Source organism: Pseudomonas sp. GV085 (genome assembly GCF_003050925.1).
GTDB lineage: Bacteria > Pseudomonadota > Gammaproteobacteria > Pseudomonadales > Pseudomonadaceae > Aquipseudomonas.
Genome location: NZ_QAOV01000005.1, coordinates 252,101 through 268,028, shown reverse-complemented (window position 1 = coordinate 268,028; position 15,928 = coordinate 252,101). Strand labels below are relative to the sequence as shown.

At 60.9% G+C, this 15,928-nt stretch carries 15 protein-coding genes; 3 read left to right on the top strand and 12 right to left on the bottom strand.

Annotation, left to right across the window (positions count from 1 at the left end; translation table 11 throughout):
- Positions 1-37 precede the first annotated feature (37 nt).
- A complete protein-coding gene (gene mutM / locus C8K63_RS13035) occupies positions 38-850 on the top strand; it encodes a bifunctional DNA-formamidopyrimidine glycosylase/DNA-(apurinic or apyrimidinic site) lyase (RefSeq protein WP_108217080.1) in 813 nt (270 codons plus the stop codon).
- A gap of 100 nt (positions 851-950) precedes the next feature.
- Here the strand turns inward: mutM and C8K63_RS13030 are convergent, their stop codons facing one another.
- The 5 genes from C8K63_RS13030 to C8K63_RS13005 all read right to left on the bottom strand — a co-directional run bounded on the left by C8K63_RS13030 (position 951) and on the right by C8K63_RS13005 (position 5,684).
- Positions 951-1,202 carry a YfhL family 4Fe-4S dicluster ferredoxin gene (locus tag C8K63_RS13030; RefSeq protein ID WP_003195146.1) on the bottom strand — a complete coding sequence of 84 codons (252 nt, stop codon included), beginning with the start codon at positions 1,200-1,202 and terminating at the stop codon, positions 951-953.
- 206 nt (positions 1,203-1,408) lie between these two features.
- Positions 1,409-1,891: a pantetheine-phosphate adenylyltransferase gene (gene coaD / locus C8K63_RS13020; protein ID WP_108217078.1), complete on the bottom strand. Its 483-nt coding sequence runs from the start codon at positions 1,889-1,891 to the stop codon at positions 1,409-1,411.
- 115 nt (positions 1,892-2,006) lie between these two features.
- The gene (locus tag C8K63_RS13015) at positions 2,007-3,602 is read right to left on the bottom strand and encodes a GMC family oxidoreductase (protein ID WP_108217077.1); all 1,596 of its coding nucleotides are present in this window, start codon (positions 3,600-3,602) and stop codon (positions 2,007-2,009) included.
- Between the two features lie 78 nt (positions 3,603-3,680).
- Positions 3,681-4,226 (bottom strand): twin-arginine translocation pathway signal protein, encoded by a 546-nt coding sequence (locus C8K63_RS13010; protein ID WP_108217076.1) that lies wholly within the window; start codon positions 4,224-4,226, stop codon positions 3,681-3,683.
- 27 nt (positions 4,227-4,253) lie between these two features.
- Entirely contained in the window at positions 4,254-5,684 is a 1,431-nt protein-coding gene (locus C8K63_RS13005; RefSeq protein ID WP_108217075.1) for a coniferyl aldehyde dehydrogenase, read from the bottom strand.
- Between the two features lie 145 nt (positions 5,685-5,829).
- Between C8K63_RS13005 and C8K63_RS13000 the strand changes: the two genes are divergently transcribed.
- Together C8K63_RS13000 and C8K63_RS12995 are read left to right on the top strand one after the other, a co-directional pair.
- Positions 5,830-6,501 (top strand): TetR/AcrR family transcriptional regulator, encoded by a 672-nt coding sequence (locus tag C8K63_RS13000; protein ID WP_108217074.1) that lies wholly within the window; start codon positions 5,830-5,832, stop codon positions 6,499-6,501.
- A gap of 34 nt (positions 6,502-6,535) precedes the next feature.
- Positions 6,536-7,390: a sulfurtransferase gene (locus C8K63_RS12995; protein ID WP_108217073.1), complete on the top strand. Its 855-nt coding sequence runs from the start codon at positions 6,536-6,538 to the stop codon at positions 7,388-7,390.
- Between the two features lie 109 nt (positions 7,391-7,499).
- Here C8K63_RS12995 and C8K63_RS12990 read toward each other — a convergent pair whose 3' ends face one another.
- From C8K63_RS12990 to C8K63_RS12960, 7 genes are all read right to left on the bottom strand, one after another.
- Positions 7,500-8,327 (bottom strand): AraC family transcriptional regulator, encoded by an 828-nt coding sequence (locus C8K63_RS12990; RefSeq protein ID WP_108217072.1) that lies wholly within the window; start codon positions 8,325-8,327, stop codon positions 7,500-7,502.
- Between the two features lie 4 nt (positions 8,328-8,331).
- Positions 8,332-9,351 (bottom strand): hydrolase, encoded by a 1,020-nt coding sequence (locus C8K63_RS12985; protein WP_108217071.1) that lies wholly within the window; start codon positions 9,349-9,351, stop codon positions 8,332-8,334.
- Between the two features lie 73 nt (positions 9,352-9,424).
- Entirely contained in the window at positions 9,425-10,870 is a 1,446-nt protein-coding gene (locus tag C8K63_RS12980; protein ID WP_108217070.1) for a pitrilysin family protein, read from the bottom strand.
- Entirely contained in the window at positions 10,863-12,209 is a 1,347-nt protein-coding gene (locus C8K63_RS12975; protein ID WP_108217069.1) for a pitrilysin family protein, read from the bottom strand. The genes C8K63_RS12980 and C8K63_RS12975 overlap by 8 nt, the downstream gene beginning before the upstream one ends.
- A 126-nt stretch (positions 12,210-12,335) precedes the next feature.
- The gene (gene rsmD, locus C8K63_RS12970) at positions 12,336-12,932 is read right to left on the bottom strand and encodes a 16S rRNA (guanine(966)-N(2))-methyltransferase RsmD (RefSeq protein ID WP_108217068.1); all 597 of its coding nucleotides are present in this window, start codon (positions 12,930-12,932) and stop codon (positions 12,336-12,338) included.
- Entirely contained in the window at positions 12,932-14,422 is a 1,491-nt protein-coding gene (locus C8K63_RS12965; RefSeq protein WP_108217067.1) for a pitrilysin family protein, read from the bottom strand. Before C8K63_RS12965 ends, rsmD begins: the two co-directional genes overlap by 1 nt.
- Positions 14,415-15,770 carry a pitrilysin family protein gene (locus C8K63_RS12960; protein ID WP_108217066.1) on the bottom strand — a complete coding sequence of 452 codons (1,356 nt, stop codon included), beginning with the start codon at positions 15,768-15,770 and terminating at the stop codon, positions 14,415-14,417. Before C8K63_RS12960 ends, C8K63_RS12965 begins: the two co-directional genes overlap by 8 nt.
- Positions 15,771-15,928 lie beyond the last annotated feature (158 nt).

Below are 15,928 nucleotides of genomic sequence, written 5' to 3'. Positions count from 1 at the left end.
GGAACCTTCCAGGCCATGCACCTGATCCGAGAGCACCATGCCTGAATTGCCAGAAGTCGAAACCACCCGTCGCGGCATCGCTCCGTACCTGGAAGGCCAGCGTGTCAGCCGGGTGATCGTGCGTGATCGTCGCTTGCGCTGGCCGATTCCCGAGGACCTCGATGTGCGCCTGTCCGGGCAGCGCATCGTATTGGTGGAGCGGCGCGCCAAGTACCTGCTGATCAACGCCGAAGTCGGTACCTTGATCAGTCATTTGGGCATGTCAGGCAATTTGCGCCTGGTGGAGGCCGGGCTGCCGGCGGCCAAGCATGAGCATGTGGACATCGAACTGGAGTCGGGCCTGGCACTGCGTTACACCGACCCGCGGCGCTTCGGCGCGATGCTCTGGAGCCTCGATCCGCTCAATCACGAATTGCTGATTCGCCTGGGGCCGGAACCGCTGACCGACCTGTTCGACGGCGAGCGTCTGTTCCAGCTGTCCCGTAGCCGTTCGATGGCGGTCAAGCCATTCATCATGGATAACGCGGTGGTGGTGGGCGTCGGCAATATCTACGCGACCGAAGCGTTGTTCGCCGCCGGGATCGACCCGCGCCGCGAAGCCAGGAGCATTTCCCGTGCGCGTTACTTGAAGCTGGCCATCGAGATCAAGCGCATCCTGGCGGCTGCCATCGAGTGTGGCGGTACGACGCTGCGGGACTTTATCGGTGGCGACGGTCAGCCCGGTTATTTCCAGCAGGAACTGTTCGTGTACGGCCGTGGCGGTGAACACTGCAAGGTCTGTGGCACGGGGCTGCGGGAAGTGAAGCTCGGGCAGCGCGCCAGCGTTTTTTGCCCGCGTTGTCAGAGCTGATACGTCAAGCAAGATCAAAAGATCGCAGCCTTCGGCAGCTCCTACCGGGTTTTTGTGTACACCCGTAGGAGCTGCCGAAGGCTGCGATCTTTTAAGCTAATCAGGCCTTGCCGGTAATTTTCCGGTACTTCTCCATCAACTGTTCTTCAGTCTCCGGATGAGCTTCGTCCAGTGGAATGCAATCCACCGGGCAGACCTGCTGGCACTGCGGTTCGTCGTAGTGGCCGACGCACTGGGTGCACAGGTTCGGGTCGATCACGTAGATCTCTTCACCTTGGGAAATGGCGGCGTTCGGGCACTCGGGTTCGCAGACGTCGCAGTTGATGCAATCGTCGGTGATGATCAGGGACATGCTAACTCCAGCCGGGGCGGCAAGCCCGGGCGCAATAAACCAATGCGCATAATTGTGCCGCATTGGCGCCTGCGTTGCACGCAGGTGCGACGTACTGTAGGAGCCAGCCTGCTGGCGAAGAACCCGAGAACGCCGCGGGGTGTCAGGTTTCCCGCGTTATTGTTGACGTCCATCGCGAGCAGGCTCGCTCCTACAGTTTGCGGGGGTTATTTCTTCTTGAAGCGCTCGGTCAGGGCGTCCGCCACCACAGGGTGGACGAACTTGGTGATATCGCCGCCCAGGGCTGCGATTTCACGGACCAGCGTCGAGGAAATGAACGAGTAACGCTCGGAAGGGGTCAGGAACAGGCTTTCCACGTCCGGCGCCAACTGGCGATTCATGTTGGCCAGCTGGAACTCGTATTCGAAGTCTGACACCGCGCGTAAACCACGCAGGAACACGTTGGCATTCTGCTCTTTGGCGAAGTGCGCGAGCAGCGTCGAGAAGCCGACGACTTCAACGTTCGGCAGATGTTTGGTGACCTCGCGCGCCAGTTCCACGCGCTGTTCCATTGGAAACAGCGGGTTTTTCTTGGGGCTCGCGGCAACGGCAATGATCACGTGGTCGAACAGGCGCGAGGCGCGTTCGACCAGATCGCCATGGCCCTTGGTAATAGGGTCGAAGGTACCTGGGTACAACACTCGGTTCATCGCGTCGTCCTGGCGGGAATCCGTTGGGGAGTCGGATGGTATCGCAGCCTTCCCGGTCGGCCAAGTCGCCTGTTGGGTAAGAAAGCACTATAGACGATGGGAATAATCGTCATTTTCATGGATTTTTTAAACGTTCGGCCAGGGATGTCGCCAGTTGCGCCGTCAGTCCGTAGACCGACAGCTGCGGATTGGCGCCAATGCTGGTGGGGAACAGCGAACCGTCGTGGATCGACAGATTGCCCAGTTGATGATGCCGGCCGAGACTGTCGGTCACCGCGTTTGTCGGGTCTTCACCCATGGCGCAACCACCCATCACATGGGCACTGCCCAGGCGTGTGCGATACAACTCCAGGCTCAGGCCATCGATCAGCGTGCGGGCTTGGGCGAGTGTCTTCACGTAACTGGCATCGGCGTGCATCGGCATAACGGCCTTGGCGCCACCGGCAAACTGAATTTCGGCCATGGTATGGAATGCCCGGCGCAATCCATCCCAGGCGTAAGGCGAGAGCTGATAATCCAGCACCGGCGTGTCATCGCTGCGCAATTCAACGCTGCCACCGGGGCTGTCCGGGTGAAACCCGTCCCGCAGTAACGCCAGCATGGCGTGGGTATGCGGCAGATTGGCCATGTGCTGCGAGTTTTCCTGGCCGAAACCACCGAGCAACGTCGTGGCCAGCGCCGGGTGCAGGGGCGGGACTTCCAGTTTGAAGGACATCTTGCCGGTGGTGCCGTCCTGCCATTGGAAATGGTCGGAGTAAATCGACTGCGGCGCGCCGTAGAACGGGTTGACCACTTCGTCGAACAGCGCGGCGGACATGTTCACCGGGTGCAGGAAGGTGCGTTTGCCCAGGCGTTTGTGCGGGTCGGGTGCCCCGGAGCGCATCAGCAAGGCCGGGCTGTTGATGCCGCCACCGGACAGCACGAAATGCCGCGCCTTGACCGTGATGGTGCGCCCGGTCGGTGCGACGCAGCGTTCATCCATCGCCGAACATTGCAGGCCGGTGACTTTGTCACCGCTGATGTTAAGTTTTTCGGCGCGGGCCAGGTAAAGCAGCTCGCCACCTTTTTCCAGGGTCGCCGGAATGGTCGTAACCATCATCGATTGCTTGGCGTTGGTCGGGCAGCCCATGCCGCAGTAGCCGAGGTTCCAGCAGCCGCGAACGTTGCGCGGGATGACATGCCATGAGTAATTCAGTGCTTCGCAGCCCTTGCGGATCACATCATTGTTGGCGTTGGGTGGCACCATCCACGGCGCGACGCCCAGGCGTTGCTCCATTTTTTCGAACCATGGCGCCATTTCCGCCGGGCTATGGCCCTTGACGTTGTGCTCTTTGGCCCAGTGTTCCAGGGTCGGTTCCGGAGTGCGGAAACTGGAGGTCCAGTTGATCAGCGTGGTGCCGCCCACCGCCCGGCCCTGGAGGATGGTGATCGCGCCGTCCTTGCTCATGCGGCCGATGCCTTCCTGATAAAGGCTGCTGTAGGCCTGGTCTTCGAGCAGCTTGAAGTCGCTGCTGGTCTTGAGTGGGCCTTCTTCGATCAGCAGCACTTTGTAGCCGGCCGCGCTGAGGATTTCGGCGGTGGTGCCGCCGCCGGCTCCGCTGCCGATGATCGCCACGTCCGCTTCGAGTGTCAGGTCCTGGGTCAGTTGCGAGCCGTTGTAGGTTTTCCAGCCTCGGGCCATGCCTTCGCGGAACGGATCGGGTACGGGCATCTTCGGGTTCTCTTTTTATTATTGAGGTACACGGTCAAGTGTGGGAGCGAGCCCGCTCGCGATAGGGGCGACTCGGTTTCAGACGGTAGGCGGCCCGGGATACCCGCAATGCGCCCACGATTCCTTGCGGCCGTACCAGGCCATCATCACCAGTTGCAGCAAAGAACTGTGACCCATGCGCAACAGGCTCAACGAGCTGTTTTCCCAGCGGTTCAGAAACAGCCGGATATCGTCGGCGCTGGCGTTTTCCCAGCTGCCCCAGATTCCGGTTAGCGGTCCACGGGTCACGGCCATGCCCAGCACATCGAACAGTTGCCGGATCAACTTGAGCATTTCCGGTGACAAGTGAGCGAGGTTGTAATCAAGGCTTTTCAGTGTGCCCTCGACAGCCTCGGGCATCCGTTCGGAGGTTACGGCTCCATCGAGCATGACTGGAATCAACGCCCGTAAAAACAGCAGGTCGCCGCTGCGTAACGTGACGAAACCACTGGCCGGAACACTCGGCGAACAGCCGCTGAGGCTGGCGCCCAATCCGGCAGTGGCGAGAAAGGCGCTGGCGCCGAGGCTGAATTTAAGTAGCCCGCGGCGTGACAGCGCGGGTGTATCACAAAGGCTGGGGTTCATTATTGTTATTACCCGACGGAGAGATCGTTAGCGGATGAACAGCTTCTGGATCAGCTTCTGGATCGATTTGCCATACGGCGGGTAAATCAGTTTCGCCGCGTTGAAGCGCTGCTTGATCAGCACGCCCTTGGCCTTGCTGAAGGTCAGGAACCCTTCATGGCCATGATAATGACCCATGCCCGAGGCACCGATACCGCCGAACGGCATGTCGTCCTGGGCGACGTGCAGCAGCGTGTCGTTCAGGCACACGCCACCGGAATGGGTTTCGTGCAGCACGCGCTGTTGTTCGCGCTTGTCGTAACCGAAGTAATACAGCGCCAGTGGGCGAGGGCGCTGGTTGATGTAGGCAAATGCCTGGTCCAGATCCTTGTACGGCACGATCGGCAGCAGCGGCCCGAAGATTTCGTCCTGCATCACCGTCATCTCGTCCGTAACATTGAGCAGCAGGCTATGGCCCATGCGGCGGCCCTGGCCCTGGTCGAACAGCGGCATCAGCAGTGCACCCTTGCTGGTGGCGTCGCTGACGTAACCGTTGAGACGGGCCAGTTGTCGCTCATTGATGATCGCGGTGTAGTCCGGGTTGTCGGTCAGCGTCGGATAAAACCCACGGACAGCTGTGCGATAGGCTTCGATGAAACCTCCGACGCGATTCTCCGGCACCAGTACGTAGTCAGGGGCCACGCAGGTCTGGCCGGCGTTCAGGGTCTTGCCGAAGGCGATGCGCTCGGCGGCGTCCTTGAGCGGCACGTCGCGCGAAACAATGGCCGGGGACTTGCCGCCCAGTTCCAGGGTTACCGGGGTCAGGTTTTCCGCGGCGGCGCGCATGACGTGTTTGCCGATGCTGGTGGCGCCGGTGAACAGCAGGTGATCGAACGGCAGGCGTGAAAACGCCACGCCCATATCAGCCTCCCCCAGGACCACGCAAACCAGGTCTTCGGGGAAGATTCGCGCCAGCAGTTGCTTCATCAGCAGGCCGGTCGCGGGGGTCGACTCACTGAGCTTGAGCATCACCCGATTGCCCGCCGACAGCGCGCCGACCAGCGGGCCGATGGCCAGGTACAGCGGGTAGTTCCACGGCACGATGACCCCGACCACGCCCAGCGGTTGGTAAACCACTTTGGCCGAAGCCGGCTGGAAAGCGGCACCGACCTTGCGCCGCGACGCTTTCATCCAGCCCTTGAGGTGTTTGCTGGCGTAATGGATGCCGTGCAGGCTGGGCATCAGTTCGGCGAGCAGGGTTTCATCGGCGCTACGATGGCTGAAGTCCTGGCTGATCGCATCGATCAGGGCCTGACGTTCATTGTTCAACAAATCCTTCAGCGCCTTGAGCCATTGTTGGCGCTGCGCGGCGGGTGGCATCGGGTTGGCGGTGTAGGCGGCACGCTGGGCGTCGAACAGGGCCTGAAGCTCTTCCAGCGGCTGCTGTAGTTTCTGCAGGTAGGAAATTTCAGCAGTCATGGTCGGCTCCGGATTTATTGTAATGAGGAGCTTTTTAGAGTCTATACTCTAAAAAGTCAAATGACATCCTGTAACAGCTTTGTTTTATCCACTCGCGGATAGATCTAAGATGCCCGCCAACGCACTCTGAATTAAAGCTCAAGCCATGGCCCCACGGATCAAAACCAGCGAGCGCATCGTGCAGAACAGCCTGGAGCTGTTCAATCAACAGGGCGAGCGCAGCATCAGTACCAACCACATTGCTGCCCATATGGAAATTTCCCCGGGCAACCTGTACTACCACTTCCCTAACAAGCAGGCGATCATCGCTGTGCTGTTCAGCGAGTACGAAAGCCTGGTGGACAGCTTCCTGCACCCGCCCCAGGGCCGTGCTGCCACGGTGGAAGACAAACGCTTCTACCTCAAGGAGCTGCTGGCGGCGATGTGGCGTTACCGGTTTCTGCATCGCGATCTCGAACATTTGCTCGACAGCGATCCGGACCTGGCCGACCGCTATCGACGCTTTTCCCAGCGCTGCCTGATCCAGGGTTCGGCGATCTACGAAGGCTTCGTCGCCGCCGGCATTCTGAAGATGGACAAGGTGCAGATCGAATCCCTGACCCTCAATGCCTGGATTATCCTCACGTCCTGGGTGCGCTTCCTGTGCACCACGCGGGAGAATTCCAGCCACCTCAGCGAGCAGGCCATTAAACGCGGGGTGTATCAGGTGCTGGTGCTGGAGGCCGGGTTCGTCACGGATGAGGCCCGCGATGCGGTCAACGCCTTGTTCGAAGAGTTTTACGTGCCCCTGGCCCAGGCGCTTGAGGAAGTGTCGTAGGATCGAAGTCCGATAAAAATCACAGGAGCCCGTTATGCCCATTGCGCAACTGATCAGCCCGCAAGCACTGGACCTGAAAAAGGACCAGCCGGGGCTGGTGATTCTGGATTGTCGTTTTGCCCTCGAAGACCCGGATTACGGTCAGCGCAGCTATGCCGAAGGGCACATTGCCGGTTCGAGCTATGCCGACCTCGAGCGTGACCTGAGTGGCGCCGTGGTGAAGGGTGTGACCGGACGTCATCCGTTACCCGAACCCGCGCAACTGATCGAGCGCCTGCAAGCCTGGGGCATCAATGCCGATAGCGAAGTGGTGTTGTACGACGACGGCCCGGGTGCCTATGCGGCGCGGGCCTGGTGGTTGCTGGCCTGGCTGGGCAAGCGCGATGGCGTATTCATCCTCGATGGCGGGCTCAAGGCCTGGCATGCGGCGGGGTTGCCGTTGAGCCTGGATACGCCGGCGATCACCCGTGGTTCCTTCACCGGCAGTCCTGACACGGCGTTGCTGATCAGTGCCGAGCAGTTGCAAAAGCGCCTCGCCCGGCCGGAACTGACCCTGCTCGATGCCCGAGCACTGCCGCGTTTCAAGGGTGAAGTGGAGCCGATCGATCCGATTGCCGGGCACATTCCTGGCGCCCAGTGTGCGGCGTTTACCGACAACCTGGGCGCAGACGGGCGCTTCCTGCCGGCCGATCGGCTCAGGCAGCGTTTCGCCGCGAAACTGGGTGATCGCTCGCCAACCGATCTGGTGGCGTACTGCGGTTCCGGCGTGACGGCGTGCCACAATCTGTTTGCGTTGTGTCTGGCCGGTTATCCGTTGGGTTCGTTGTATGCCGGGTCGTGGAGCGAATGGATCAACGAGCCTGCGCGGGGCATTGCCACCGGCGAATGAGACAAAAGAAAAATCAAAAGATCGTCCGAACGCGGCCCGAGCCTTCGGCAGCTCCTACAGATGTACTCATGCCATGTAGGAGCTGCCGAAGGTTGCGATCTTTTTGTGTCTAAAGCCGCGCACTGCGATACGCCCCCGGCCCGACCCCATACACCTGCTTGAACTGCCGGCTCAGATGGCTCTGGTCGGCAAACCCAAGTTGCATCGCGACTTCCAGCGGCAGACAACCACTTTGCAGCAACGCCCGCGCCCGGGCGATGCGCTGTTGCATCAGCCAGGTGTGCGGCGGCATGCCGGTGGCCCGGCGGAACACCCGGGCGAAATGGAATGGCGAGAGATTGACCGCCGCCGCCAGCGCCTCCAGTGAGGGCGGTTCTGCCAGTTGCGCCTGCAGCAATTCCTTGGCCAGGCTCACGGCCCGGTGTTCCTTGCCGGGTTTGCCGGCATCGGGCACCGCCGCATGCCGCTGCAACAGCGACAGCACCAGTTCGCGCCAGACCGTTTGTTGCTGCAATGCCGTGGCGGGGCTTTCCAGCAGACGGTGGAGTTGGCAGAAGCCGTTCACCAGATCCTGATCGCGATACAGCGTGGCACCGAAGGCCGGCAAGTGGCGGGTCGGCAATTCGAGTTCGGCCAGCAGCGAGGTTATCTGTCCGCTGTCCGGATAAAACGCCCGGTAAAGCCAGCCATCCTCGGTACCTTTATGACCGGTGTGCAATTCATCGGGATTGATCAGCACCAGTGTGCCGCTGCCCGCCAAGTGTTCGGCACCGCGATAGCGATAACGCTGGGCACCGGCCATGATCATGCCGATCACATAGCCGTCATGCACATGGGGCGCGAAACGATGATCGATGTAGCGGGCGGACAATAACTCGACCCCGGCCAGTGGTGCGGTTTGCCAGAAATGAATCGACTCGCCCTGATCGCTGACCATGGCTTTACTCGCGAGCCACGGCGACCAGCCACTCGGGGATGCGCCGTTCCAGGTAATAACCCGGTTGCCTGAGCGTGCCGTCTACGAAACCGACGTGCCCGCCCTTGGCTTGCAGTTCAAGTTGCGTACAGGCGGACAATTCATCGACGTGCGGCAGGCTGTGGGGAAATACGAAGGGGTCGTCGGCCGCCTGAATCATCAGGGTCGGCGTGCGAATTTCGCCGAGGAAGTAGCGGCTCGATGCGCGACGATAGTAATCCTCGGCATCGACAAAGCCGTTCAGCGGTGCGGTAACCCGGCCATCGAAATCCCAGAACGTGCGCATGTTTTCCAGCGAGCCAAGCGCGGCCAATGCGGCCAGGCCATCCTCGCGTCCGTCATGCTGGAACTGCCGCTGTTTGTTCTTGATGTAGGCGAGCATCTCGCGCATGAAATGCGCCTGATAGACCTTTGAGAAACCCTGGTCGATACGGTCGGCGCACTGGTCCAGGCGGAACGGCACCGACACCGCCACGGCGCCCATCAAGTCGCTGTCGCTGCCGGTTTCGCCCAAATGCTTGAGCAGGATATTACCGCCCAGGGAGTACCCCACCGCATACAGTGGCGCGAGAGGCCGTTTGGCCCGCAAGTGCCTGATGGTTTCGGCCAGGTCTTCGCTGGCGCCGGAATGGTAGCTGCGCGGCAACAGGTTGGGTTCGCCCGAACAACCGCGCCAATTCAGCGCAACGCTGGCCCAGCCTCGGTCGCCCAAGGCTTTTTGCATGCCGGCGACATAAGGCGAATTCGAGGAGCCGGTGAGCCCGTGCAGCACGAGCACCAAGGGTGCGTCGGCGCTGTGCGGGCCATGCCAGTCGAGATCGAGAAAATCGCCGTCTTCAAGCCAAAGACGTTCGCGTTCGCGGTCGATGTGCACGGTTTTACGCCACAGAGGCCCCCACAAGGTTTGCAAGTGCGGATTGCCGATGCCAAAGGCGGGGGTAAAGGACGGCGGTGAGGCCGGTGCGGGGTGCGATTGCACAGTCATTCTCGGTGGAAGTGTTCATGAGTCTGCCCGAAGACGCGGCGCGGCAGCGCCGCGACCGCGTCATCATGGCTGTCTAACTTGCCACAATCTTGTCAGGTACGCGACACATGCTATCGGTCGCGCTTTCACTCGGAGCCGGCAGCGGTTGTTGATCTGTCTTCGGCCCCAGGATGACAACGCGCCATTGGTCGGCGTGGTAATGCCGGTTGAGTGCGCTTTTGATTGATACAAGGTTCAGCTTCAAGGCGGCTTGCGTGGCAAAGTCGAGGTCTAGCGGCAGATTGTGGGCGCTGATGGCGTGTAACTGTCTCAGAATCTGCACATTGGTAGCGCTGTTCAACGGCGCGCTACCGGCCAGTTGCTGTTGGCTGTCTTCGAGTTCCTGTTGGGTCGGCCCTTGGGCGAGAAAGTCGGTGAACATCGTCTTGATATGGGTCAGCACGGCATCGGTGTGCTCTGGTCGGGTCTGCAATTTGATAGTCAGCAACCCTTGTGCCTGAAAGGCTGAGAGGTCGGCTTCAACGTGATAGGTCAGACCTCGGCGTTCACGCAGTTCATTGGTCAGTCGGTTGGTGAAAATCCGCATGGCCACCTGTAGCGCGACGTAGTCCGGGCTGTTTCGCAGGACACTTGGCTGGGCAAGGCGCAGGTAAGCCTGGGTCGATGGCCGCTCAATGCGCAGCAGACTTGGAGCGGCTGGGCTTTTAACTGGCTGGATCGCGGTAGTGGCCGGTCCCAGGGGCAAGGCCGCGGATATCTGCGCACCAATATGTTGGGCTTCTTCCTCGGTGAGGTCACCGACCAGTGTGATCTGGGCATTGCCCGCGGAATAAGCCTTGCGATGAAAGTCTTGCGCCTGGGTGCGGGTGATAGAGGCAAGCCCGGCCCGGGTTCCGTAGAAGGACTGAGCATAACCGTGGTCGGGAAACAGCTGGCCGAAATTGGCTTTTTGGGCTTGAGCGGCGTGGGACTGATCTTCAAGGTCCAGAAAGTACTGCAATTGGGATTTCAACTTAGGCAGGGACCCTTGCGGCAACAGCGGTTTGCCGAGTACCTGGGCAAGCAGTTCCAGGGCTGGAGTGCGCCGTGATTCGTCACTCAAGCTACGCAGGGAAATCCAAGTCCGGTCATGGCTGATACCCATATCTATCCTGGCACCCAGATTATCGAACGTCGCCAGTATGGCATTGATGTCTTTGCCAGCCACACCCTCATTCAAAAGGCTAAAGGTCATCGCTGCCAGGCCGGGTTGGTGCGGGGTGTGGGCGCTGCCGGCAGCAAAACTCACCTGGGCATCGAGCATCGGCAGGCCAGGGGTGCGGATGAACAGGATCTTCGTTCCGCTGAGCGTTTTGTAACCCTTGATCGACAGCGCGCGGTGGATCGTCGGAGACTGTGGTTCGTTGAGCGATTGCAGCACTGGTTTCTGGGGCGCCGTGGTTGCAGCGGCAGGGGTCTGTGCACTCAACAGCATGCCGGCCAGGATCAATCCATTGATGAGGCCTTTGAGCTTATCCATTGTTTTTCTCCGGCAGGACTGTCGCGGTACTCAAGCGCTCACGCGTCAGGTACGTCTTTGCGACTTGTTGAATATCCAGGGGAGTGACCTTGTTCAGCTCATCCGTATCCTGATCGGCCAGCCGCCAGTCGAGGCCGATGGTTTCCAGCATCCCCAAGGTGCTGGCCTGCCCTTCCAGATTATCCTGCGCATAAACCGTGTTGGCGATCAGGAGGTTTTTCGCGCGCGCCAGTTCTGTCGGTTCCGGTGCCTTGCTCTTCAGTGATTCGATCACTTGCCACAGACGGGCGAGGGCTTCGTCAGCGTCATTGAGCTTGTCCGGGTTGAGCTGGGTGCTGATGGTCAGTAACGAATCGCCGCGATTGAAGGCGTCGTACTCTGAGTCGGCCGCGGTGAATATCGCCTCGCTCAGTTGCAGTTGCTGTTTGATCCGCGCGCTGTTAGACCCGGCCAGTAACCTATCGAGCAGGCGCAGGGCATGGGCAGTCCGACGATCCGGTGCCGTGGTCAGGCTGGGCGCGTTGAAACTCATGATCAGGCGCGGGGATGCTATCGGTGCATACAGGGTCAGTGACCGTTCTCCGGCAGAAGCCAGCTCGACGGGTGTAGGCGCCACAGGTGTCGCTCGCCGCTCAAGGTGGCCGAAGTGCTGCTGTGCCAGGGCCTTGATCCGTTCAGGTGCAACATCGCCAACGACCACCAGCGTCGCATTGTCCGGCGAATACCAGGCCTGATACCACCGCTGCAATTGCACGGCGTTCATGCGTTGCAGATCGTGCATCCAGCCAATCGTCGGGGTGCGGTAGCCGCTGGCCGGGTGGGCGATGCTGTTCAGTCGTTCGTGAGCCAGCACGGTGATGTCATCGTCAACAAGCATCCGACGCTCTTCCTGAATGACCTTGAGCTCGGGTGTGAAATCCTGTGCATCCAGCTTGGCCGTACTCATCAGGTCGGCCAGTATTTCGAACGCGACGCCAGTGCGGCCGGAAGGCAGGGTCTGGTAAAAAACCGTGAAGTCGGTGCCGGTGAATGCGTTTTGCCTGGCGCCAAGCTTATCCAGTATCGCCTCGAACTCTGCGGCGCAGGCCTTGCTGCTGCCTTTGTAAACCATGTGTTCGAGGGCATGGGACAGGCCCGACTGGCCGGGCGGTTCATAGCTTGAGCCGACCTTGATCCAGAGTTGGGCTGTGACGATGGGGGAGCGATGGTCCTCGCGCACGACAACCTTGAGGCCGTTATCCAGTACGAAGTCTTGTGTTGCAGGGGGTGTCGCCGCGCTGGCCATGAGCGGCAGACAGGCGATAAAGGGCAGCATGAATAGGCTGCGGGAGATGTTCATCCGTGTTCATCCTCAGTGGTTTGCAGGTTATTGCGCAAGCCACTGTGGATGATCCGTAAGGATGTCAGGCGGTAACTATGTAGTGCACTTCACAACCAGGTTGGGGGCAGTCGTCTCGCCGAAACGTCAGGCGCTGCGCTGCCACAACGAGTAATACACGCGTCCGGATTTCTGCTCCCGGTGCAGTCGCCAGTTCTCCGGCAGGCCCAGGGTCGACGGCGCGGACTCGCTTTCGGTGTACACCCAGGCGTCTTCGGCCAGCCATTGGCGCTCTTCGAGCAACTTGCAAACAGCGGGCAGCAGGTTCTGGTTGAACGGCGGGTCGAGGAATACCAGGTCGTAGGCCGTCGCGGTCTGGGTTTCCAGGTAGCGCAGGGCATCGGCGGTCTGGACCTGGCCATTGGTGCACCGCAATGTGCCCAGGTGCTCTTTCAGGCTGGACACCGCGATACTGCTGGCGTCCAGCGCCTGACCCATGGCCGCGCCACGGGACAGGGCTTCGAGGAACAGCGCGCCACTGCCGGTGAACGGGTCGAGCACCTTGGCGCCCGGCACGTAAGGCGCGAGCCAGTTGAACAGGGTTTCACGCACGCGATCCGGCGTCGGGCGCAGGCCCGGGGCGTCAGGGAAGTTCAGCTTGCGGCTGCGCCATTCGCCGCCGATGATGCGCAGCTGGTTCACGCCGTTGTGGACGTTTTTGGCGGGTTTTTTTGGGCTTGCCATTAATGCTCCGGAACCCCGAGCGGTTGCTCGGAAGGTTTGTCAGTAGGGGCCGGTAACGGCTTTTGCGGCACGGTCGGGCCAACGCTGACGATGACCATTTTGTCCGTGTCCAGGTGTTTGTTCATGGCGGCTTTGACCTGCTCGATGGTCAAGGCCTGGGACTGTTGCATGAAGTCTTCCAGATGACTCAACGGCAGGTTGTAGAAACCGATCGCGCCCAGTTGGCCGACGATATCGGCGTTGCTCGCGGTGGACAGCGGGAAACTGCCGGCCAGCTCGCGCTTGGCGTCGTCGAGCTCTTTTTCAGTCGGGCCGGTTTCAAGGTAGTCGGCCAGTACATCCTGCACCAGTTTCAGGGTGCCTTCGCTCATCTCGGCGCGGGTCTGCAGGTTGATCATGAACGGGCCACGCGCCTGCATCGGCGTGAAGCCCGAATACACGCCGTAAGTCAGGCCACGCTTCTCGCGCACTTCGCTCATCAAGCGGGTGCCGAAGCCGCCGCCACCAAGAATCTGGTTGCCCATGGACAATGCCGCGTAGTCCGGGTCATCACGGTCGATGCCCAGTTGCGCGAGCATCAGGTTGGTCTGCTTGGACGGGAACTCGATATGGCCGACGCTGGCCTTGGGCTCGACCGGTTGCGCGATTTTCGGCAAGGCCGGGCCTCTGGGCAGGGCGCTGGACACCTGGGCGGCAATCGCTTCGGCTTGCGCGCGGGACAGGTCGCCGACCAGCGCGATTACCACGTTACCGGCTGCGTAGGCTTTCTCGTGAAAAGCACGCAGTTGGGCCACGGTGATCGCCGGGACGGTTTTCGCCGTGCCGTCGCTGGCGTGTGCGTACGGGTGATCACCGTACAAGCGGTTCATCAGTTCCAGGCTCGCCAGTTTGCCCGGGTTCTGTTTCTGGTATTCAAAACCGGCGAGCATCTGGTTCTTGATGCGGGCAAACGAGTCGGCGGGGAAAGTCGGTTTGCCGACGACTTCGGCGAACAGCTTCAGGGCCGACTCGCGCTTGTCCTTGTCACTGAGGCTGCGCAGCGACGCGATGGCCATGTCCTTGTAAGCGCCATTGCCGAAATCGGCGCCCAGGCCTTCGAAGCCCTGGGCAATGGCACCGACGTCTTTGCCGGCCACGCCTTCGTTGAGCATGGCGTTGGTCAACACCGCCACACCCGGTGCGTCACCGTCCTGGCTACTGCCGGCGGCGAAGATCAGGCGCATGTCGAACATCGGCAACTCATGGGCTTCGACGAACACCACTTTCGCACCTTCGGCAGTGCTCCAGGTTTGTACGTCCAGCTTGCGGTGGTCCGGCGCCTTACCGTCGAGCTCGGTCAGCGACTGCAGTTTCTGGCTGGCCTTGGCCTTGTCCAGGGCTTCGCTGGCATTGGTTTCGCCAGGGCGCGACAAATAGAACGCGGTGGAGCCGATAACGGCGACGGCGACCAGGCCGATCAGGGCCAGGCGGGAGGGTTTACGCTCACTCATGAGTCGTCTCCAGAGGCAGTACATGGGCGACGCTGAGACGTTCGCGGGTGAAATACAGCTTGGCGGCTTTCTGGATGTCTTGCGGCGTGACGCTTTCCAGATCGGCCAGTTCGGTGTCCATCAGCTTCCATGACAGGCCGACGGTTTCCAGTTGGCCGATGGCGGTGGCCTGGCTGGTGATCGAGTCACGCTCGAAGACCAGGCCGGCGATGACTTGTGCGCGTACGCGTTCCAGCTCTTCAGCGGTTGGCGCCGTGGTTTTAAGCTGGTCGAGCAGCTTCCACAAACCGGCTTGCGCCTGGGCGATGGTCTTGTGTTTCTGTGAGTTTGGCGATGCCGACAGGGTGAAGAGGCTGTCGCCACGGGTGTAGGCGTCGTAACTCGACGAGCCGCCGGACACCAGTTCTTCTCCGCGCTCCAGTTGTGTCGGGATGCGTCCGCTGTAGCCGCCGTCGAGCAGCGCCGACATCAGGCGCAGCGCATTGACCAGGCGTTTGTCGTCGGTGGTGGCGATGCTTGGCACGTTGAAGGCCAGCATCAGGCTAGGCAGTTGGGTCTGCACATGCAGGGTGATCTGGCGCTCGCCCGGCTCGGCCAATTCCAGCGGTTTTTTCGCGGCGGGCACTTCACGCTTGGCGATCGGGCCGAAGTAGCGTTGGGCCAGGGTTTTGACTTCGTCCGGCGTGACATCGCCAACCACCACCAGCGTGGCGTTGTTGGGCACGTACCAGGTTTCGTACCAGTGGCGCAGTTCTTCGACGTTCATCCGTTCAAGGTCGGCCATCCAGCCGATGGTCGGCGTGTGGTAGCCGCTAGCCGGGTAGGCCATGGCCTTGAAGCGCTCGTAGGCCTTGGACATCGGCTTGTCGTCGGTGCGCAGGCGACGCTCTTCCTTGATGACTTCGATTTCCTTGGCGAACTCGTCGGGCGGCAGGCGCAGGCTGGCCATGCGGTCGGCTTCAAGCTCGAAGGCTACGCCCAGGCGATCCCGGGCCAGCACCTGGTAGTACGCGGTGAAGTCGTCGCTGGTGAATGCATTCTCTTCGGCGCCGAGGTCGCGCAGGATCAGCGAGGCTTCGCCGGGGCCAACCTTCTCGCTACCCTTGAACATCATGTGTTCCAGAGCGTGGGACAGGCCGGTATTGCCCGGCGTCTCGTAGCTGGAGCCGACCTTGTACCAGACCTGGGAAACCACCACGGGCGCACGGTGGTCCTCACGCACGACCACCTTCAGGCCATTGTCGAGGGTGAATTCGTGGGTGGGTTGCGGGTCGGCGGCCAAGGCCGAGAGAGGCAGGCAAACTGTGCTGAGCAGCAGGCCTGCGGCGCGGCGGGCAAGAGCATTCATTCGTTTTTAAACCTTTGGGGCTGCCCGCTTGTTCTTAGCGTCAGCGGGCGAGAGGGTGCTAGGATACTGATCCGTTTTAGCGGCGGCCACGCCTATCAGGCCTTTATGCTTGATCAGGTTGTATGGGTTTGCGACGGAAGGTGGATATTTATCAACCG

Bases quoted from the DNA above. Each gene is read 5' to 3' on its own strand.
- mutM (WP_108217080.1), top strand. From the start codon at position 38: ATGCCTGAATTGCCAGAAGTCGAAACCACCCGTCGCGGCATCGCTCCG.
- C8K63_RS13030 (WP_003195146.1), bottom strand. From the start codon at position 1,202: ATGTCCCTGATCATCACCGACGATTGCATCAACTGCGACGTCTGCGAA.
- coaD (WP_108217078.1), bottom strand. From the start codon at position 1,891: ATGAACCGAGTGTTGTACCCAGGTACCTTCGACCCTATTACCAAGGGC.
- C8K63_RS13015 (WP_108217077.1), bottom strand. From the start codon at position 3,602: ATGCCCGTACCCGATCCGTTCCGCGAAGGCATGGCCCGAGGCTGGAAA.
- C8K63_RS13010 (WP_108217076.1), bottom strand. From the start codon at position 4,226: ATGAACCCCAGCCTTTGTGATACACCCGCGCTGTCACGCCGCGGGCTA.
- C8K63_RS13005 (WP_108217075.1), bottom strand. From the start codon at position 5,684: ATGACTGCTGAAATTTCCTACCTGCAGAAACTACAGCAGCCGCTGGAA.
- C8K63_RS13000 (WP_108217074.1), top strand. From the start codon at position 5,830: ATGGCCCCACGGATCAAAACCAGCGAGCGCATCGTGCAGAACAGCCTG.
- C8K63_RS12995 (WP_108217073.1), top strand. From the start codon at position 6,536: ATGCCCATTGCGCAACTGATCAGCCCGCAAGCACTGGACCTGAAAAAG.
- C8K63_RS12990 (WP_108217072.1), bottom strand. From the start codon at position 8,327: ATGGTCAGCGATCAGGGCGAGTCGATTCATTTCTGGCAAACCGCACCA.
- C8K63_RS12985 (WP_108217071.1), bottom strand. From the start codon at position 9,351: ATGACTGTGCAATCGCACCCCGCACCGGCCTCACCGCCGTCCTTTACC.
- C8K63_RS12980 (WP_108217070.1), bottom strand. From the start codon at position 10,870: ATGGATAAGCTCAAAGGCCTCATCAATGGATTGATCCTGGCCGGCATG.
- C8K63_RS12975 (WP_108217069.1), bottom strand. From the start codon at position 12,209: ATGAACATCTCCCGCAGCCTATTCATGCTGCCCTTTATCGCCTGTCTG.
- rsmD (WP_108217068.1), bottom strand. From the start codon at position 12,932: ATGGCAAGCCCAAAAAAACCCGCCAAAAACGTCCACAACGGCGTGAAC.
- C8K63_RS12965 (WP_108217067.1), bottom strand. From the start codon at position 14,422: ATGAGTGAGCGTAAACCCTCCCGCCTGGCCCTGATCGGCCTGGTCGCC.
- C8K63_RS12960 (WP_108217066.1), bottom strand. From the start codon at position 15,770: ATGAATGCTCTTGCCCGCCGCGCCGCAGGCCTGCTGCTCAGCACAGTT.